General features: G+C 56.6%; 18 protein-coding genes and 1 other RNA gene. 15 read left to right on the top strand and 4 right to left on the bottom strand.

Going from position 1 to position 19,188, the window contains the following annotated elements:
• Positions 1-5: 5 nt before the first annotated feature.
• A complete protein-coding gene (locus tag ACZRJQ_RS03625) occupies positions 6-419 on the top strand; it encodes a ClpXP protease specificity-enhancing factor (RefSeq protein WP_463977055.1) in 414 nt (137 codons plus the stop codon).
• A gap of 54 nt (positions 420-473) precedes the next feature.
• On the opposite strand, the gene ACZRJQ_RS03620 is transcribed toward ACZRJQ_RS03625, so the two are convergent.
• The 4 genes from ACZRJQ_RS03620 to ACZRJQ_RS03605 all read right to left on the bottom strand — a co-directional run bounded on the left by ACZRJQ_RS03620 (position 474) and on the right by ACZRJQ_RS03605 (position 3,924).
• Positions 474-1,052, bottom strand: a complete 579-nt coding sequence (locus ACZRJQ_RS03620; protein WP_463977054.1) for a BON domain-containing protein — start codon at positions 1,050-1,052, stop codon at positions 474-476.
• Complete coding sequence (locus tag ACZRJQ_RS03615) at positions 1,049-1,642, bottom strand: phosphoheptose isomerase (protein WP_463977053.1); 594 nt, start codon at positions 1,640-1,642, stop codon at positions 1,049-1,051. The genes ACZRJQ_RS03620 and ACZRJQ_RS03615 overlap by 4 nt, the downstream gene beginning before the upstream one ends.
• Before the next feature lie 138 nt (positions 1,643-1,780).
• The gene (locus ACZRJQ_RS03610) at positions 1,781-2,143 is read right to left on the bottom strand and encodes a YraN family protein (protein WP_463977052.1); all 363 of its coding nucleotides are present in this window, start codon (positions 2,141-2,143) and stop codon (positions 1,781-1,783) included.
• Entirely contained in the window at positions 2,143-3,924 is a 1,782-nt protein-coding gene (locus tag ACZRJQ_RS03605; protein ID WP_463977051.1) for a penicillin-binding protein activator, read from the bottom strand. Before ACZRJQ_RS03605 ends, ACZRJQ_RS03610 begins: the two co-directional genes overlap by 1 nt.
• A 204-nt stretch (positions 3,925-4,128) precedes the next feature.
• On the opposite strand from ACZRJQ_RS03605, the gene rsmI reads away from it, so the two are divergent.
• From rsmI to ACZRJQ_RS03535, 14 genes are all read left to right on the top strand, one after another.
• Positions 4,129-4,983, top strand: coding sequence for a 16S rRNA (cytidine(1402)-2'-O)-methyltransferase (gene rsmI / locus ACZRJQ_RS03600; protein WP_463977344.1), 855 nt, complete (start codon positions 4,129-4,131; stop codon positions 4,981-4,983).
• A gap of 131 nt (positions 4,984-5,114) precedes the next feature.
• Positions 5,115-5,468: RNase P RNA component class A (rnpB, locus tag ACZRJQ_RS03595), an RNA gene on the top strand.
• 358 nt (positions 5,469-5,826) lie between these two features.
• Positions 5,827-6,282: a division/cell wall cluster transcriptional repressor MraZ gene (mraZ, locus tag ACZRJQ_RS03590; RefSeq protein ID WP_463977050.1), complete on the top strand. Its 456-nt coding sequence runs from the start codon at positions 5,827-5,829 to the stop codon at positions 6,280-6,282.
• Positions 6,279-7,226 carry a 16S rRNA (cytosine(1402)-N(4))-methyltransferase RsmH gene (gene rsmH / locus ACZRJQ_RS03585; protein ID WP_463977049.1) on the top strand — a complete coding sequence of 316 codons (948 nt, stop codon included), beginning with the start codon at positions 6,279-6,281 and terminating at the stop codon, positions 7,224-7,226. The genes mraZ and rsmH overlap by 4 nt, the downstream gene beginning before the upstream one ends.
• Positions 7,223-7,516, top strand: a complete 294-nt coding sequence (gene ftsL / locus ACZRJQ_RS03580; RefSeq protein WP_248094879.1) for a cell division protein FtsL — start codon at positions 7,223-7,225, stop codon at positions 7,514-7,516. Before rsmH ends, ftsL begins: the two co-directional genes overlap by 4 nt.
• The gene (locus tag ACZRJQ_RS03575) at positions 7,513-9,252 is read left to right on the top strand and encodes a peptidoglycan D,D-transpeptidase FtsI family protein (RefSeq protein ID WP_463977048.1); all 1,740 of its coding nucleotides are present in this window, start codon (positions 7,513-7,515) and stop codon (positions 9,250-9,252) included. The genes ftsL and ACZRJQ_RS03575 overlap by 4 nt, the downstream gene beginning before the upstream one ends.
• Positions 9,252-10,715, top strand: a complete 1,464-nt coding sequence (locus ACZRJQ_RS03570; RefSeq protein WP_463977047.1) for a UDP-N-acetylmuramoyl-L-alanyl-D-glutamate--2,6-diaminopimelate ligase — start codon at positions 9,252-9,254, stop codon at positions 10,713-10,715. The genes ACZRJQ_RS03575 and ACZRJQ_RS03570 overlap by 1 nt, the downstream gene beginning before the upstream one ends.
• Positions 10,708-12,075, top strand: a complete 1,368-nt coding sequence (locus tag ACZRJQ_RS03565) for a UDP-N-acetylmuramoyl-tripeptide--D-alanyl-D-alanine ligase (RefSeq protein ID WP_463977046.1) — start codon at positions 10,708-10,710, stop codon at positions 12,073-12,075. The genes ACZRJQ_RS03570 and ACZRJQ_RS03565 overlap by 8 nt, the downstream gene beginning before the upstream one ends.
• Positions 12,075-13,157 carry a phospho-N-acetylmuramoyl-pentapeptide-transferase gene (gene mraY, locus ACZRJQ_RS03560; RefSeq protein ID WP_463977045.1) on the top strand — a complete coding sequence of 361 codons (1,083 nt, stop codon included), beginning with the start codon at positions 12,075-12,077 and terminating at the stop codon, positions 13,155-13,157. The genes ACZRJQ_RS03565 and mraY overlap by 1 nt, the downstream gene beginning before the upstream one ends.
• Before the next feature lie 5 nt (positions 13,158-13,162).
• Positions 13,163-14,509 carry a UDP-N-acetylmuramoyl-L-alanine--D-glutamate ligase gene (gene murD, locus ACZRJQ_RS03555; protein WP_463977044.1) on the top strand — a complete coding sequence of 449 codons (1,347 nt, stop codon included), beginning with the start codon at positions 13,163-13,165 and terminating at the stop codon, positions 14,507-14,509.
• Positions 14,506-15,720, top strand: coding sequence for a putative lipid II flippase FtsW (ftsW, locus tag ACZRJQ_RS03550; RefSeq protein WP_463977043.1), 1,215 nt, complete (start codon positions 14,506-14,508; stop codon positions 15,718-15,720). Before murD ends, ftsW begins: the two co-directional genes overlap by 4 nt.
• Positions 15,710-16,780 (top strand): undecaprenyldiphospho-muramoylpentapeptide beta-N-acetylglucosaminyltransferase, encoded by a 1,071-nt coding sequence (gene murG, locus ACZRJQ_RS03545; RefSeq protein WP_463977042.1) that lies wholly within the window; start codon positions 15,710-15,712, stop codon positions 16,778-16,780. Before ftsW ends, murG begins: the two co-directional genes overlap by 11 nt.
• The gene (murC, locus tag ACZRJQ_RS03540) at positions 16,773-18,233 is read left to right on the top strand and encodes a UDP-N-acetylmuramate--L-alanine ligase (protein WP_463977041.1); all 1,461 of its coding nucleotides are present in this window, start codon (positions 16,773-16,775) and stop codon (positions 18,231-18,233) included. Before murG ends, murC begins: the two co-directional genes overlap by 8 nt.
• On the top strand, positions 18,230-19,186 hold the full coding sequence (locus ACZRJQ_RS03535; RefSeq protein WP_463977040.1) for a D-alanine--D-alanine ligase: 957 nt from the start codon (positions 18,230-18,232) through the stop codon (positions 19,184-19,186). The genes murC and ACZRJQ_RS03535 overlap by 4 nt, the downstream gene beginning before the upstream one ends.
• The last annotated feature ends 2 nt before the right edge of the window (positions 19,187-19,188 follow it).

Here is a 19,188-nt window from a genome sequence, read left to right as displayed (position 1 = left end):
CCTTGATGAATTCAAGTCGACCTTATCTGGTGCGTGCGCTCTACGAGTGGATTGTGGATAACGATTGCACTCCGCACATGCTGGTTAATTCTGATTACCCGAAGGTGCAAGTGCCTAGCGGGTTTGCCAGTGATGGGCAGATTGTTCTGAACGTAGCACCCGTCGCTGTGCGCAACCTGCACATGGACAACGAAGCTGTCAGCTTTGAAGGGCGTTTTGGTGGCGTGCCGCATACGTTGTACGTGCCTATAGCGGCCATCTTGGGCATTTATGCCCGAGAGAATGGCCAGGGCATGGTGTTTGAGCTCGAAGAGCTTTTTGAAGCTGAAGATGAGCTTGAGCCAGATGACGATGGGCCTCCACCGGGTACTGAGCCGCCGCGACCTAGTGGTCGGCCAAGCCTCAAAGTGGTGAAGTAATAAAAAAGGCGCCCTGTGAAGGTCGCCTTTTTTGTGCCTGACAGTTGAGTGCTTTTAGTCGATGTACTCAAACAGTTTGACGATTTTCTGTACCCCAGAAACGCTTTGCACCAGGTTGGTTGCGCGGGTGGCTTCTTGCTTGGTTACAAGGCCCAACATGTAGACGATACCGTTCTCGGTAACCACTTTGATGCGTGAGCCGGGAATTGCGCTGTCGGTCAGCATCTGGGTTTTGATCTTGGTGGTCAGCCAAGCGTCGTTGTTACGCGCCAGAATCGAAGACGGGGCCATGACTTGCAGTTCGTTGTTGACCTTCTTCACGCGCTGTACGGCTGCTGCAGCTTGTTCAGCTTGCGCCTTCAGGTCTGCGCGAGGGGTTTGTCCGGCCAGCAAGACAATGCCGTTATAGCTGGTGACCACGATGTGAGAGCCTGTATCCAGATCTGGGCTGGCTTTGGCTACGTTCACGGCAACTTTGGTTTCGATCAGGGAGTCATCGATCTTGCTGCCAAAGGTACGCGTACCGCGATCATCTTCAATGGGGGTGTCGCGGGTAGCGGTCAGCACCGAGCTGCAACCTGTCAGGCCGAGGCACAAGGCCAGAGCGGCCAAGCTGAGGCGATTAAAAGTCATTCTTCACTCCCGAACAGTTGGCTGTCGATCAGATCGCACAGGCAGTGGATCGCCAGCAGGTGGACTTCTTGGATGCGTGCAGTGACGTTGGACGGCACGCGAATTTCTACGTCTTCAGGTAGCAGCAGTGATGCCATGCCGCCACCGTCACGCCCGGTCATAGCGACCACGATCATTTCGCGATCATGTGCTGCCTGAATGGCTTGAATGATGTTGGCTGAATTGCCGCTGGTCGAAATAGCAAGTAGCACATCACCGGGCTGGCCAAGGGCGCGTATCTGCTTGGAGAAAATCTCGTTGAAGCTGTAATCGTTACCAATTGAAGTGATCGTAGAGCTGTCGGTTGTCAGTGCGATTGCTGGCAGGCTCGGGCGCTCGCGTTCAAAGCGGTTCAGTAGCTCGGACGAGAAGTGTTGAGCGTCGCCTGCAGAGCCGCCATTGCCGCACGAAAGCATTTTGCCTTCATTGAGGAGTGCGTTGACCATTACTTGGCTGGCTTGCTCGATGTGCGGTGCAAGAACGTCCATCGCCTGCTGTTTGGTGTCGATACTGGCCTGAAAAAGCTGGCGAATCCGGGATTGCATGTCCATCAATGTGACCTTAAGTAGGGCGGCTGGTCGGGCGTGATCCAGGTGTTCCTGAGTGACTTCCCGGCACAAGAATGTGCGGCCCGCAAAGCAAAGCAAAATCGTTTAATAAAAGGGTGCTGGAATCGGCCTTGCAGCGCGTTAGCTGTCAAAGGCATTCCGTAGCCAGTTCAAATGAGGTGTAGCGCTGTCCATTGCGACGACATCGAATCGGCATGGGTGGTTGGCCCAGCGTGACTCTCGCTGCAGAAAATACTGTGCAGCGAGTATCAGTTTTTGACGCTTGCGTGCATCAATGCTGGCCAGTGCATCACCCCATTGCGCGTGTTGTCGGTAACGAACTTCGACGAATACTACTGTATCGCCGTCAAGCATGACCAGATCCAGCTCGCCACGTTTGCATAACCAGTTCTTTGCCAGTAGGCGTAAACCTTGTTGCTCAAGGTGCTTTAGTGCTTGGCTTTCGGCGTCTTTACCGCTCTGCTGGCTTGAACGGTTAGGCATCAGTCAGGTGTGCCTGGCAGGGTTTGAACCTGACCATTAACAAATTCGGCCCAAGGCAGTCGGCGCTCAACGCGTTGGGTTGGGCTCATGCTGAGGCTTCCAGACAGGCCGTCAATGCGGCTGTCAGGCAGTGCCTTGAGCTGGCCCAGGCTTGGAGCTAATCGATAAGCGTCGATCCCCATTGCATACAAGCGGCCCAGACTGCCGCCTGCTTGAGGCCATTGAGCGGACACCTGCTGGCGCAATGGGTTACTTGGGGTAAGCAGCCAAGGCGTTTCGCAAAAACGGATGCCGTTCATGTCGTTGTACTGATTTTGGTCACCGCTTGCGCTGAAGACGTGAGACGTCGCGTAAACAGGAAGATCGCCCGCGTATTGGTAGTTAAGTGTCGGCTTAATTTGTTGGGCTTGCTGTGGGGTCGCGGCAAGGAAGATGAATTCCATGTCCTGGCGACGTGTTGGTTGCGTCCCGGATGAGTTGCCACCACGGTTACGTAATTGCACAAGATCGGCCACTTGTTGGGCCAAAGCCACGGGTTTGTCGATGTGTTCAACGCCAACGATGGTGCCGCCATTGGCTTCCCATTCTTGGCGGAAGGCGTTGAGAACACGATTACCCCATTCACCTTGCGGCACCATTGCGCCGGCACGGGTTAAGCCGTCAGCGTGCGCACGGCGAGCCACTTCACGGGCTTCGTCTTCAGCGGCCAGGCCAAATTGAAACAGTTGCGATGGGCCTTGGGAGCCTTCGCTGTAGTTCAAGGCCAGGGTGGTAATCGGTAGCTGTTGGCGCGCGCTGAGTTGCTTGACCAGTGGTTTTTCAAGCGGGCCAACGACCAGTTGGACGCCGTCGGCCTGAGCCTGACGATAAAAGTCATCGATGGAGGTCAGGCGTGATGAGTCGTAAAACTGAATGCTGGGCGGATTTTGGCCAGCCTGTTGAGCTTGGTAGTGCGCTGCCATAAAACCATCGCGAAGTGCTTTGCTAACCGAAGCCAGTTGGCCGTCTTGAGGCAGTAGCAGAGCAATTTTGGTCAGGGGTTGGCTGGCCAGTTCTTTGAGCTTTGTCAGTGGGGTTGGCAATTGGATGGCAGCAGGGTGTGTTGGGTTTTGCGCTCGCCACTGGTCGATAGCATTTTGCTGGTCTTGCAGGGTACTGGCACTCTTGACGACCAGTGCCAAGGACATCCAACCGCCTAGTACGCCGGTGTCCGGGGTGCGCAGTTGGTCGGCTGGCAGTGCAGCAACCAATGCCCAAATAGCCTCGTTATTGCTGTTGGCTGCGCTGTCGGTCAGTACCGAACTCATGGCTGCGCGTTCACGAGCGGCGGCAAGGGTTTGGCCGTCCGCTTCAAAGGCGAGCGCATGTACCGTATGTGTGCGCACTTGCAGATCGGCCGGCATTTCATTGATGCGCGCGACGCTTGGGTGGCTCAGCGCGGTCAAGGCTTCTTTGGGCTGATTGCGGCTCATGGCTAGCTCGGCAGCCAAGGTGCTGGCGAATGCTTGTTGAGCGGGCTTGAGCTGATCCAGTGGAACTTGTGTAAGAATTTCGGTCGCGCGCTGAATGTTTTTTTGGCGATAAGCCAAGTCAGCTGCCGAAAGGCGCAGCAATGCGGCTTTTTCCGGATTTTGGCTCTCGGAAGCCTGTTGCAGCAGCTGTTCAAGGCTGGCATCTGGGGTTCGAGGGAGTTCGCCAAGGCTGGACGAGGGCGAGCTGGCGCAGGCCGCCAGTAAGGCAGCAAGGCAGAGGGCAGTGAACAGCCGCAGGCAAGCGATCATGTAAATGTTCCTGAATACTCGATCAAATGAGTGGGGAAGTGTACCCAAGCGCTGGCCGGGGCGCGATGTTAGAGGTGATAAAGCCTAAATTTAGATCACTTTGGCGTCTTCAGCCGCTGTGATGCGTGCGTTTAGGCTGGGTCTACGCGCTACAATGGCGTCTTTAACTTCCATGAGGTGTGCGTTTTGACTGCTCCAGGTGCTTTGAATTCCGTTGTTGGCTCGCTTTATGTGGTGGCCACGCCCATCGGTAACCTGGACGACATCAGTGCGCGTGCGCTCAAAGTGTTGCGTGAGGTGTCGCTGATTGCAGCTGAAGACACGCGTCACTCCCTGCGTTTAATGCAGCATTTTGGTATATCCACCCCGTTGGGGGCCTGTCACGAACATAACGAGCGTGACGAGGGCAGTCGATTCATTCAGCGTTTGCTGGCGGGTGATGATGTCGCTCTGATCTCAGATGCGGGCACGCCGCTGATCTCCGATCCTGGCTATCACCTTGTGCGTCAGGCTCGTGCGGCGGGTATTAAGGTGGTGCCAGTGCCTGGTGCTTGTGCGCTGATTGCTGCGTTGTCGGCGGCGGGCTTGCCGTCCGATCGTTTTATTTTTGAAGGCTTTCTGCCCGCCAAGGCCGTAGGTCGTCGCTCGCGGCTTGAGTTATTAAAGGAAGAGCCTCGCACGCTGATCTTCTACGAAGCCCCGCATCGCATTCTTGAGTGCCTGCAAGATTTAGAACTGGTTTTTGGCCCGGATCGTCCTGCGTTGCTGGCACGTGAGCTAACCAAAACCTTCGAAACACTCAAAGGGCTACCTTTGTCCGAGTTACGGGCTTTCGTTGAAGGAGACACTAATCAGCAGCGCGGTGAGTGCGTGGTGTTGGTTGCGGGCTGGACAGCTCCGCAAACAGACGAAGTTGTCAGTGCGCAATCGATGCGCATCCTCGATTTGTTACTTAAAGAAATGCCCCTCAAGCGGGCTGCGGCACTGGCGGCTGAAATCACGGGCGAACGCAAGAATGTGCTGTACCAGGTAGCTCTTGAAAAGCAAAAAGCTGAATAAGCACTAGTGGCCTTTAGCCTCAATCTATGGGAAGAGCTTTTTAAATAAAGGCTTGCGGGAGGGTTGTTGGCGATACCGCTGAGCTTTTAAAGCTTGTTCTATACGCTGTGTACAGTTAATCTTCGCGCCGGAGAGTCGATTGGACAGTCGCTGCCTTCTATGAAAATTAGGAGGGGGAGGAAAGTCCGGGCTCCATAGGGCGAAGTGCCAGGTAATGCCTGGGAGGCGTGAGCCTACGGAAAGTGCCACAGAAAATAACCGCCTAAGCGCTTCGGTGCCGGTAAGGGTGAAAAGGTGCGGTAAGAGCGCACCGCACGACTGGCAACAGTTCGTGGCTAGGTAAACCCCACTTGGAGCAAGACCAAATAGGGTTCCAAGGCGTGGCCCGCGCTGGAACCGGGTAGGTTGCTAAAGATGTCCAGTGATGGCCATCGTAGACGAATGACTGTTCACGACAGAACCCGGCTTACAGATCGACTCTCCACCTTTTTTCTCCTGCTTGTTTCGCAAGCAGGTACGCATTTTTTAAATGCACGCTCCAATCCCCTCGCTTCATACGCAAGTAGAAATAAACCTCTAATGCCGAAAAGTTCTTACTCTTAACAAACTACTTTAAGTTTGAAGTCTAGATCTTTGAATTGCCAACGCATGGCTTGTCAAAAAAACACTTCGCTTGCGGCTGTACGTCTAATTACCCACCTAAATCTCCGTAATGTAAGGATTTTCCTTTGGGACGCGCCTTGACGGTGTGGTGGGCGCATTCCTATAGTGTGCGCAAGTGGAGAAAAGTGGCATAAAGTGGGTTTCCTAGACGTAAAACGCTAATATTTGGAGTGCCGCCTCGTGTTTCGCGGAGCTAATGCAATCAATCTCGATGCCAAGGGCCGTCTCGCAATGCCGAGCCGGTACCGTGACGAGTTGATTTCCAAGAGTTCCGGGCAACTGATCGTGACCATTGATGCGGTAGATCCCTGCTTATGTGTGTACCCGCTCGATGAGTGGGAATTGATTGAAGCCAAGCTGCGGGCGTTGCCTTCCCTGCGTGAAGAGAACCGCCGTTTGCAACGTCTGTTGATTGGTAATGCTGTCGACCTCGAGCTCGATGGCAGTGGTCGTTTTCTGGTGCCGCCGCGTTTGCGTGAGTATGCCAAGTTGGATAAGCGCGCAATGTTGGTGGGCCAACTGAACAAGTTTCAACTGTGGGACGAGGATGCCTGGGAAGCTGTTTCTACCGCTGACCTTGCAGCCATTCAACAACCGGGCGCGATGCCTGACGAACTGCGTGATTTAATTCTGTGACTATAGATAGCGGCTTCAACCACATCACCGTACTGCTCGACGAAGCCGTAGAGGCTCTCGCCGTACGTCCTGATGGATGCTATCTGGATGGCACCTTCGGTCGCGGCGGACATAGCCGCCTGATTCTCCAGAAGCTCGGCCCACAAGGGCGTTTGCTCGGGTTTGATAAAGATCCACAAGCGATTGCCACAGGGCTTTCGCTAGCGGCCGAAGACGGCCGCTTTGTCATTGTGCAACGCAGCTTTGCCGAAATGGGCTCAGAGGTTGCAGACCGCGGTCTGGCCGGCAAAGTGAGCGGTGTGCTGCTTGATCTTGGCGTGTCCTCGCCTCAGCTTGATGATCCTGAGCGCGGCTTCAGCTTCATGAATGATGGCCCGTTGGACATGCGTATGAACCCGGACAGCGGTATCAGCGCTGCTGAGTTTGTGAATACGGCCTCTCAGGATGAGATCGCACGGGTGTTCAAGGAATATGGCGAAGAGCGCTTTTCCGGTCGCATGGCTCGCGCTGTTGTTGAGCGTCGAGCTATTACGCCGTTTGAGCGCACCGCCGACTTGGCTGAAGTGCTGAAGGTTGCTAACCCTGCCTGGGAAAAGGGCAAGCACCCGGCCACCCGAACGTTCCAGGGCCTGCGTATTCACGTCAACAACGAACTGGGCGATCTGGAGGCAGGCCTTGAAGCTGCGCTGGAGTCGCTGGAAGTGGGCGGCCGTCTGGTGGTTATCAGTTTTCACTCGCTTGAAGACCGTATCGTCAAATTGTTCATGCGCAAGCTGGTCAAGGGCGAGCCAGACAACCTGCCGCGTGGCCTGCCTGTCCAACACACGACCTTTGTTCCAAAAATAAAAATTCATGGCAAGGCGCAGTTCGCTTCTGAAGCAGAGCTAAAAGCCAATCCGCGCTCGCGTAGCGCTGTCATGCGCGTCGCGGAGAAGCTTCGTTGAACAAGCTCTTTGCCAAGCCACTTCCCGGCGGAAGCTTTTTCATGCTGCTGTTATTTATTGGCGTGTTGGTGTCGGCTGTAGGTGTTTCTTACAGCGCTCACTGGAACCGCCAACTGCTCAACACCTTATATGGCGAGCTGAGTGTGCGTGACAAGGCGCAGGCGGAGTGGGGTCGTTTGATTCTTGAGCAGAGCACGTGGACTGCTCACAGTCGCATCGAAGCCTTGGCCAGCGAACAATTGAAAATGCGCATCCCGGGTGCGGCAGAAGTTCGGATGGTGGCACCATGATCAAACTCGAAGGCGCACTGTATCCGTGGCGTTTTCGTGTGGTGCTGGCACTGCTGGCGCTGCTGGTGGGCGCTATCGCCAGCCAAATTATCTACTTGCAGGTGATCGACCATGACTTCCTTAAAGGTCAGGGCGATGCCCGTAGCTTGCGTCACATCCAGATTCCTGCACACCGCGGCCTGATTACCGACCGTAATGGCGAACCTTTGGCGGTGAGCACGCCCGTGACTACGTTGTGGGCCAACGCCAAAGAAATGCAAGTTGCCAAAGACCGCTGGCCTGCGTTGGCGCATGCACTTGGGCAAGACCCAAAGGTGTTGGCCGCACGTCTTGAGCAGCAAGCCAATAAAGAATTTATCTACCTGGTACGCGGCCTCACGCCTGAACAGGGTCAAGTGGTGCTCGACCTGAAAGTACCAGGTGTTTACGGCATCGAAGAGTTCCGGCGCTTTTATCCGGCCGGTGAAGTGACCGCACACATGGTCGGTTTTACTGACATTGATGACAAAGGCCGCGAAGGCGTAGAGCTGGCTTATGACGAGTGGCTGGCCGGGGTTCCGGGCAAGCGACAAGTGATCAAGGACAGACGAGGGCGTCTTATTAAAGACATCCAGGTCACCAAAAACGCCAAGGCAGGGAAGACCTTGGCGTTGTCAATTGACCTGCGCCTTCAATACCTGGCTAACCGCGAACTGCGCAATGCGCTGGTAGAGAACGGGGCCAAGGCGGGTAGCCTGGTAATCATGGATGTGAAGACGGGCGAGATTTTGGCGATGGTCAACCAGCCAACCTATAACCCGAACAACCGCCGTAACCTGCAACCCGCGATGATGCGCAACCGCGCCATGATCGACGTGTTTGAACCGGGGTCGACAGTTAAGCCCATCTCAATGAGTGCCGCGCTAGAAACCGGGCGCTGGAAGCCAACCGATAAGGTCGAGGTTTACCCTGGCACCTTGCAACTGGGTAAATACACCATTCGTGACGTATCGCGTACCGAAGGCCCGGTGCTGGACTTGACGGGTATTTTGATTAACTCCAGTAACGTTGGCATGAGTAAAGTCGCCTTCGATATTGGCGGCGAGGCCATCTTCCGCACAATGGCCAAGCTGGGTCTGGGTCAGGACACAGGTTTGGGCTTCCCGGGGGAACGTGTCGGTAACCTCCCGAACTACCGTGAGTGGCGCAAAGCTGAAACTGCGACTTTATCTTACGGCTACGGTGTGTCCGTGACGGCGATCCAGCTGGTTCACGCGTTCTCGGCACTGGCCAACAACGGCAAGCTGGCTCCGCTGACCTTGCTTAAAAGCGACAAGCCCGCACAAGCCACACAAGTGATGCCTGAGCAAGTCGCCAAGACCGTGCAGGGCATGTTGCAGGAAGTTATCGAAAACCCGCGTGGTGTTTGGCGTGCCAAGGTGCCGGCTTATCACGTGGGCGGCAAGTCGGGTACTGCGCGTAAAACATCGTCGGGCATGAAAGGGTATGCCGTTAACTCTTACCGTTCCCTCTTCGCCGGTTTTGGCCCGATGAGTGACCCGCGCTACGCGATCGTTGTAGTGATTGATGAGCCCAGCAAAGCCGGCTATTTCGGCGGTCTGGTTTCAGCCCCTGTATTCAGCAAAGTGATGTCCGGCACCCTGCGCCTGATGAACGTGTCGCCAGATAACCTGCCGACTGCTGCAGAACAACAAGCGGCTGCGACAGCCGCGGCAGCCAAAGGAGGGCGTGGCTAATGTCCTTGAGCCTGAACAAGATTTTCCCTCACGCGGGCCACGATCTTTTGATTCGTGAGCTGACCCTCGACAGCCGTAATGTGCGCGCAGGGGATCTGTTCCTCGCGGTGCAAGGTGGCAAGCTCGATGGTCGCGAGCACATTAGTGACGCATTGAGCCGCGGTGCCGCGGCGGTTGCTTACGAAGTGGAGGGCGCCTCGGTTCTGCCTATCACTTCAGTGCCGTTGATCCCGGTCAAAGGCCTGGCTGCGCAGTTATCCGATATCGCAGGGCGTTTTTACGGTGAGCCGAGCCGTCAGCTCAATCTGGTGGGTGTCACTGGCACCAATGGCAAAACCAGCGTCACTCAGTTGGTGGCACAAGCACTGGACTTGCTGGGGCAGCACTGCGGCATTGTGGGCACTTTAGGTACTGGGTTTTATGGTGCGCTGCAAAGCGGTCGCCACACCACGCCAGACCCGATTGCCGTGCAAGCCATGCTGGCTGACCTGAAAAATGCCGGCGCCAAAGCCGTGGCGATGGAAGTGTCCTCCCATGGGTTGGATCAAGGCCGGGTCAGTGCCTTGGCGTTCGATGTGGCCGTGCTGACCAACTTGTCGCGCGATCATCTGGACTATCACGGGACGATGGAAGCTTACGCAGCTGCCAAGGCCAAATTGTTCAGTTGGTCTGGCTTACGGTGCCGTGTACTCAACCTTGATGACGAATTTGGTCGCCAACTGGCGGCAGAAAAACACGATTCTCGCCTGATCAGCTACAGCCTCGAAGACAGCGGCGCCTACCTGTATTGCCGTGAAGCCACGTTCGATGACGATGGTGTGCGCGCAACGCTGGTCACGCCTCAAGGCGAGCACCATCTGCGTAGCGCTTTGCTCGGTCGCTTTAACTTGAGCAACGTCTTGGCTGCGGTGGGTGCTTTGTTGGGGCTTGACTACGCGCTGGATGAAATCCTCAGCGTATTGCCAAAACTCGAAGGGCCGGTTGGCCGCATGCAGCGTTTGGGTGGCGGCGACAAACCCTTGGTGGTGGTCGATTACGCCCACACGCCCGATGCCTTGGAAAAAGTCTTGCTGGCACTGCGACCTCACGCCAAAGGCCAGTTGTTGTGCTTATTTGGCTGCGGCGGCGATCGTGATCGCGGTAAGCGCCCTTTGATGGCGCAAGTGGTTGAACGTCTGGCTGACGGCGTTTTGGTCACTGACGACAACCCGCGCACAGAAGACCCCGCACAAATTTTTGATGATGTGCGTACCGGTTTCGCTGCTGCTGAAAACGTTACCTTTGTGGCCGGTCGTGGTGCAGCCATTGCACAAATTATTGCCAGCGCCCGCGCTGAAGATGTCATCGTGCTGGCCGGTAAAGGCCATGAGGATTACCAGGAAATCAACGGCGAACGCCATGACTTTTCGGATCTGGTTGAAGCTGAAAAAGCCCTGAACATGTGGGAGGCCGCCAATGCTTAAGCCTCTGCTCCTCAGCGAAGTGTGCGCAGCTGTTAATGGCCGTCTTGTCAGCACGGACGTCGCGTTCAGTGGTGTGAGTATCGACAGTCGAGCGATCACCAAGGGCCAACTCTTTATTGCCCTCACTGGGCCGCGTTTTGATGGGCATGATTATCTAAACGAAGTCGCAGCCAAAGGCGCAGTCGCAGCCTTGGTTGAGCGCGAAGTCCCTGAGTCGGCATTGCCGCAACTGATCGTAAAGAACACCCGCGAAGCATTGGGCCAGTTGGGGGCGCTCAATCGCGCCGGTTACGACAAGCCTGTCGCCGCTATTACCGGCTCCAGCGGTAAGACAACGGTCAAGGAGATGCTCGCCTGCATCCTGCGCACCCGTGGCCCGGTGCTGGCGACCAAAGGCAATTTGAATAACGATCTGGGCGTGCCGCTGACACTGCTCGAGCTGACGCTTGAACATACCGCTGCCGTGATCGAGTTGGGCGCTTCACGTCTCGGCGAAATCGCTTACACCGTTGGTATGACCAAACCCTGTGTTGCGGTACTCAACAATGCAGGCACCGCGCATGTGGGCGAGTTTGGTGGGCCAGACAAAATCATCGAAGCCAAAGGCGAAATTCTGGAAGGGCTGGACGCCGATGGCGTCGCCGTTTTGAATCTGGATGACAAAGCCTTTGGCATTTGGCAGGCCCGTGCAGCGGGTCGCAAGGTGCTCAGCTTCTCGCTGACAAACCCGGATGCACATTTTTACGCCAGCGATCTAAGTCGTGATGAGCGTGGCTGCCAAGGTTTCAAGCTACATAGCCCATTGGGTGTTGCCCCTGTTCAGCTCAACCTGCTGGGCAGCCATAACGTGGCCAACGCCTTGGCAGCAGCGGCTGCGGCATATGTGTTGGGCGTCTCGTTGTTTGGCATCACTTCAGGCCTTGAGGCTGTAAAGCCGGTCAAAGGGCGCGCAGTGGCACAACTGACCGCTCAAGGCTTACGAATTATTGATGACACTTACAATGCAAACCCCACCTCAATGTGTGCTGCCGTTGATATACTCGCCGCCTTTTCCGGCCGCACCGTTCTGGTGCTCGGAGACATTGGCGAACTGGGTGAGTGGGCGGAGCAAGGACATCGTGAAGTAGGCGCTTATGCCGCCGACAAGGTTTCAGCGCTGTATGCGGTGGGACCAATGATGGCTCATGCCGTCTCAGCATTTGGACACCAGGCTCGTCACTTCGCCAATCAGGCCGACCTGATCAAGGCGCTTCGCGCTGAGCATGAAACAAACACCACTATTTTGATCAAGGGCTCACGCAGCGCTGCGATGGAAAACGTCGTTGCGGCTTTGTGCGGTTCCAGCGGGGAGAAACATTAATGCTGCTGCTGCTAGCGGAGTATCTGCAACAGTTCTACAAGGGCTTCGCGGTCTTCCAGTACTTGTCCCTGCGGGGGATTCTGGGTGTCTTGACTGCTTTGTCGTTGTCGCTGTGCCTAGGGCCGTGGATGATCCGCACCCTGCAAAATCGCCAGATCGGGCAATCGGTTCGTAACGATGGCCCGCAATCGCACCTGTCCAAGTCCGGTACGCCGACAATGGGCGGCGCACTGATTTTGTCAGCCATCACCATCAGCACCTTGCTGTGGGCTGACCTGAGCAACCGCTACGTGTGGGTCGTGATGTCGGTGACCTTGCTGTTCGGTGCCATTGGTTGGGTGGATGATTACCGCAAGGTGATCGAGAAGAATTCACGTGGCTTGCCGAGTCGCTGGAAGTACTTCTGGCAGTCAGTGTTTGGTCTGGGTGCCGCGATCTTCTTGTACATGACCGCGCCTAGCGCCGTCGAAACCACGCTGATTCTGCCGATCCTCAAAGACGCCAGTATCCCGCTGGGTATCGGCTTTGTGGTACTGACCTACTTCGTGATTGTGGGCTCCAGCAACGCGGTCAACCTGACTGATGGCCTGGACGGTCTGGCAATCATGCCGACGGTCATGGTCGGCGGTGCGCTGGGTATTTTCTGCTACCTGTCGGGTAACGTGAAATTCGCCGATTACCTGCTGATCCCTTACGTGCCGGGCGCAGGCGAGTTGATTGTTTTTTGCGGCGCACTGATTGGCGCCGGCCTCGGATTTTTGTGGTTCAACACTTACCCGGCTCAAGTGTTCATGGGCGACGTCGGCGCACTGGCGCTGGGTGCAGCTCTGGGCACTATCGCCGTGATCGTGCGTCAAGAAATCGTGTTGTTCATCATGGGCGGTGTGTTCGTGATGGAAACCCTGTCGGTGGTGATCCAGGTAGCGTCTTTCAAGTTGACCGGCAAGCGGGTATTCCGCATGGCGCCGATTCATCACCACTTTGAACTCAAGGGCTGGCCCGAGCCACGTGTGATTGTCCGTTTCTGGATCATCACCGTAATTCTCGTGTTGGTCGGCCTTGCCACGCTGAAGCTGAGGTAGAACCTGTGTCTCTGATCGCTTCTGACCACTTCCGCATCGTTGTCGGCCTCGGCAAGAGCGGCATGTCTCTGGTGCGCTTTCTGGCGCAACGGGGTGTGTCGTTTGCTGTGGCTGACACGCGGGACAATCCACCGGAGCTGGCCACGCTGCGCCGTGACTACCCGCAAGTGGAAGTGCGTTGTGGCGAACTGGATGTCGACTTCTTGTGCCGCGCCGATGAACTCTACGTGAGCCCCGGTCTGGCCTTGGCGACACCTGCATTGCAAGCGGCCGCTGCCCGTGGCGTGAAGCTGTCTGGCGACATCGACCTGTTCGCGCGTAACGCGAAAGCGCCCATTGTGGCAATCAGTGGTTCCAACGCCAAAAGCACCGTCACCACCTTGGTCGGTGAAATGGCTGCAGCCGCAGGCAAGCGTGTTGCGGTGGGCGGTAACCTTGGCACACCCGCACTGGACTTGCTCAACGATGACGTTGAGTTGTACGTGATGGAGCTGTCGAGCTTCCAGCTGGAAACCACTAACCAGTTGGGCGCAGAAGTCGCCACCGTGCTTAACGTCAGCGAAGACCACATGGACCGCTACAGCGGCCTGCCCGCGTATCACTTGGCAAAACACCGCATTTTTCGTGGTGCCAAACAAGTGGTCGTCAACCGCCAGGATGCACTGACCCGCCCGCTGATGAGCGAAGGTCTGCCGTGCTGGACCTTCGGTTTGAGCGCGCCAGATTTCAAGGCATTCGGTGTGCGCGAAGAAAACGGCGAGAAGTATCTGGCCTTTGAATTCCAGAACCTGATGCCTGTGCGCGAGCTGAAAGTTCGCGGTGCGCACAATCAGGCCAATGCCTTGGCAGCGTTGGCACTGGGGCATGCCGTTGGTTTGCCGTTTGACGCCATGCTGTCGAGCCTGCGCACGTTTACCGGCCTTGAACATCGCTGCCAGTGGGTGCGTGAACTCGACGGTGTCAGCTATTACAACGACTCCAAAGCGACCAACGTGGGGGCCGCACTGGCCGCTATCGACGGCCTGGGCGCTGACATGAATGGCAAACTGGTGCTGATCGCTGGCGGCGACGGCAAAGGTGCTGATTTCAGCGGCTTACGAGACTCCGTGGCCAAGTATTGCCGTGCTGTGGTGTTGATGGGGCGCGATGCCGATCTGATCGCGACAGCCTTGGGCGATGCCGTGCCACAGGTGCGTGCAGGTTCGCTGGATGAAGCCATTGCCCGAAGCCGTTCATTGGCGCATTCCGGCGATGCGGTATTGCTGTCGCCCGCCTGCGCCAGTTTTGACATGTTCAAGAACTACGAAGAGCGCGGCCATTTGTTCGCCCGCGCAGTGGAGGCCTTGGCATGATCTTCGGCATTATCAAGCCTTATCCCTCACCGCTGATCACGGGTCGTGGCATTGACCTCGACTTCCCGTTGCTGGCTGGTTGTCTGGCCCTGCTCGGTCTGGGACTGGTAATGATCACTTCGGCGTCATCTGAAGTGGCAGCCTTGCAATCGGGTAACACGCTGTACCACATGATCCGCCACTTGTTTTACATCGTGCTCGGTCTGGGTGCTTGCATCCTGACCCTGATGGTGCCGATTGCGACATGGCAGCGTTTGGGCTGGATGCTCCTGATCGGCGCATTTGGTTTGCTGGTGATGGTGCTCACGCCGGGCATTGGCCGTGAGGTTAACGGTTCGATGCGCTGGATCGGTTTCAGCTTCTTTAACGTACAGCCCTCGGAAATCGCCAAAGTGTTCGTGGTGATCTACCTCGCGGGCTATCTGGTACGCCAGCAAAAAGAAGTGCGTGAAAGCTGGATGGGCTTTTTCAAACCTTTCATCGTCTTGCTGCCGATGGCTGGCTTGCTGCTGATGGAGCCCGACTTCGGTGCCACCGTCGTGATGATGGGTGCTGCAGCGGCCATGCTGTTCTTGGGTGGCGTTGGGCTGTTCCGATTTGCTTTGATGGTGGTTCTGGCGGTTGGTGCGGTGTTCGTGTTGGTGCAGGCGCAGCCTTATCGTATGGCGCGTTTGATTACCTTTACTGACCCGTGGTCTGACCAGTTCGGCTCTGGCTACCAGTTGACCCAAGCCTTGATCGCATTTGGTCGCGGTGAGTGGTTTGGCGTGGGGCTAGGCAACAGCGTTCAGAAGCAGTTTTACCTGCCTGAAGCCCACACCGACTTTGTGTTTTCGGTGTTGGCTGAAGAGCTGGGTGTGGTCGGTTCGCTGCTAACGGTCGCCCTGTTTGTGTTCGTTTGTGTACGGGGCATGTACATCGGGCTGTGGGCCGAGCGCGCTAAACAATATTTCGCAGCGTACATGGCCTACGGCTTGTCGTTCCTGTGGATCGGCCAGTTCCTGATTAACATCGGCGTGAACGTTGGTCTGTTGCCCACTAAAGGTTTGACCTTGCCATTCCTCAGTTATGGCGGCAGCTCGTTGGTGATTTGCTGTGTGTGTATGGGCTTGTTGCTACGCATTGAGTGGGAGAGTCGAACCCACTTGGGCAGTGAAGAGACCGACTTCAAAGAAAGCGACTTCGCAGAGGAGCCGACTCATGGGCGCTAATGTGCTGATCATGGCGGGCGGCACTGGCGGGCACGTGTTCCCGGCGCTGGCCTGCGCGCGCGAGTTTGAAGCACGCGGTTACACCGTGCACTGGCTTGGAACCCCGCGAGGCATAGAAAACGAACTGGTGAAACCCGCAGGTTTCACCCTGCACCTGATTAACGTTGCGGGCCTGCGTGGCAAAAGCAAACTGTCGCTGCTCAAGGCCCCTTTTGTGTTGCTCAAGGCGTTGTTTCAGGCGCGTAAAATTATTCGTCAGCTCAAGCCGGTCTGCGTGCTTGGGTTTGGTGGTTACGTCACGGGCCCCGGCGGCTTGGCGGCTAAAACCTGTGGCGTGCCCGTGATTATTCATGAACAAAACGCCGTAGCGGGCACCGCTAACCGTTTGCTGGTGCCGATGGCGAGCCGTGTCTGCGAAGCCTTTCCGCAGACCTTCCAGGCTTCGGACAAACTGCGTACCACCGGTAACCCGGTGCGTCCTGAGTTATTCACGTTGGCATCGCGTGCTCCCCTGCAAGGGCGTCAGGCGCGCTTGTTGGTATTGGGCGGCAGTCTTGGCGCTGAGCCACTGAACAAATTGTTGCCTGAAGCATTGGCCAAGGTAGCGGCTGATGTTCGCCCTGAGGTGTTTCATCAGGCGGGCAAGCAACACGACCAAATTACCGCCGAGCGCTATAACGCGGTCGGTGTTGAGGCTCAAGTGCAGCCTTTTATTAAAGACATGGCCCACGCCTATGGCTGGGCCGACTTGGTGGTTTGTCGCGCAGGCGCGCTGACCGTCAGTGAACTGGCTGCGGCCGGTCTGCCATCGCTGCTGGTGCCTTTGCCCCATGCGATTGATGACCATCAGAGCCGTAATGCTGACTATTTGGCTCAGGAGGGCGCGGCCTTTCTGATGCCGCAAGCGACGACTGGCGCAGCCGAATTGGCTGCACGCCTGACAGAGGTTTTGATGCAACCGGAACGACTGAACAGCATGGCGACCAATGCTCGCCGCTTGGCCAAGCCTGATGCAACCCGCAACGTTGTCGATATCTGCCTGGAGGTGGCCAATGGTTGAGAATCAAAAAGCTATGCCACAACCCGAAATGCGCCGTATCCGTCGCATCCACTTCGTCGGTATCGGCGGCGTGGGCATGTGCGGTATCGCCGAAGTGTTGCTGAACCTGGGTTATCAGGTGTCGGGCTCTGACCTGAACGCATCGCCTGTGACCGAGCGTCTAGAGACGTTCGGCGCGCACATCTTCATTGGCCACCGCGCCGAAAACGCTGCCAATGCAGATGTATTGGTGGTGTCCAGCGCGATCAATCCGGCTAACCCGGAAGTTGCTGTTGCACTGGAACGTCGTATCCCAGTGGTGCCGCGGGCTGAAATGCTGGCTGAGCTGATGCGCTATCGCCACGGCATTGCCGTTGCTGGCACGCATGGCAAAACCACGACCACCAGCTTGCTCGCGTCGGTGTTTGCCGCTGGTGGTCTGGACCCAACGTTTGTGATTGGTGGCCGACTGAATGCAGCAGGAACCAATGCACAGCTTGGAACGAGTCGTTACCTGATCGCCGAAGCTGACGAAAGCGATGCCAGCTTCCTGCACTTGCAGCCGCTGGTTGCGGTAGTGACCAACATCGACGCCGACCACATGGCGACCTACGAAGGTGACTTCAACAAACTGAAGAAAACCTTTGTCGAGTTCCTGCACAACCTGCCGTTTTATGGCTTGGCAGTATTGTGCCTTGATGATCCGGTGGTGCGTGAAATTCTGCCGCTGGTCAAGCGTCCGACTGTCACTTATGGCTTTAGCGAAACCGCTGACGTACGTGCCATCAATGTCCGTCAGCAAGGCATGCAAACCTTCTTTACCGTATTGCGCCCGGATCGCGAACCGCTGGATGTGTCGGTGAACATGCCGGGCAACCACAACGTGCTTAATGCGTTGGCGACTATCTGCATCGCCTCGGACGAGGGCATCAGTGATGACGCCATTGTTCAGGGCCTCTCGGGTTTTCAGGGTGTGGGCCGTCGCTTTCAGGTCTACGGTGAACTGCCTGTTGAGGGCGGCAGCGTCATGTTGGTCGACGACTACGGTCATCACCCAACCGAAGTGGCCGCCGTTATCAAGGCGGTACGCGGTGGCTGGCCAGAACGCCGCTTGGTCATGGTTTACCAGCCGCACCGTTTCAGTCGCACCCGTGACCTGTACGACGATTTCGTGCAGGTACTGGCCGATGCCAACGTGTTGCTATTGATGGAAGTCTATCCCGCAGGTGAAGAGCCTATCCCGGGCGCAGACAGCCGCCAGTTGTGCCACAGCATTCGTCAGCGTGGCCAATTAGACCCGATCTACATTGAGCGCGGCGTGGAGCTGGCGCCGATCGTCAAGCCGCTGCTGCGTGCGGGCGACATCCTGTTGTGCCAAGGGGCGGGCGATATCGGCCGTCTGGCACCGCAACTTATTAACAGTCCGTTATTCGCCGGTGCCGTTGTTGCGACCAGCGAGGGGAAGTTGAAATGACTGCTGCCTACGCCAATCTGTTCTCGACCATCGCCCCCGCCGATTTTGGCCGCGTGGCGGTGTTGTTCGGAGGCAAAAGCGCCGAGCGTGAAGTGTCCCTCAAGTCAGGTAATGCCGTGCTTAAAGCGCTGCAAAGCGCTGGTGTGAATGCCTTTGGTATTGATGTGGGTGATGACTTCATCAGCCGTATTACCAGCGAAAAAATCGACCGTGCGTTCATCATCCTCCACGGCCGTGGCGGCGAAGACGGCAGCATGCAGGGGTTGCTGGAGTGCTTGGGCATTCCCTACACCGGCAGTGGCATTTTGGCTTCGGCTTTGGCAATGGACAAATTGCGCACCAAACAGGTGTGGCACAGCCTGGGCATTCCGACCCCGCGCCACGCAGTGCTGAGCAGCGAAGCCGATTGTATTTGTGCAGCGAAGGAACTGAGCTTCCCTTTAATCGTCAAACCGGCGCATGAAGGTTCAAGTATTGGTATGGCCAAAGTGAACAGCGTTGAGGAATTGATCAGCGCGTGGGCCGAAGCCAGTAAGTACGATTCGCAAGTGTTGGTTGAACAATGGATTTCTGGTCCGGAGTTCACCATCGCCACCCTGCGTGACCAAGTGCTGCCACCTATTGCACTGGGCACCCCGCATACGTTCTACGACTACGACGCCAAGTACGTGGCCAACGATACCCAATATCGGGTGCCGTGCGGTCTTGATAGCGCCAAAGAACAAGAACTTATGGAGCTCACGGCCAAAGCCTGTGAGGCGATTGGTATTGCCGGTTGGGGACGTCTGGACGTGATGCAAGACACCGATGGCCAGTTTTGGCTATTGGAGGTCAACACCGCGCCGGGCATGACCGATCACAGTTTGGTGCCGATGGCGGCCAAGGCGGCCGGTCTGGATTTTCAACAGTTGGTGCTGTCGATCTTGGCAGCTAGTTTAGAGGCGCGAGGTTAAGG

This window comes from Pseudomonas sp. E315, assembly GCF_055406205.1.
Note: the sequence above shows the minus strand (reverse complement) of the source record. Positions and strands in the feature narration are given on the sequence as shown.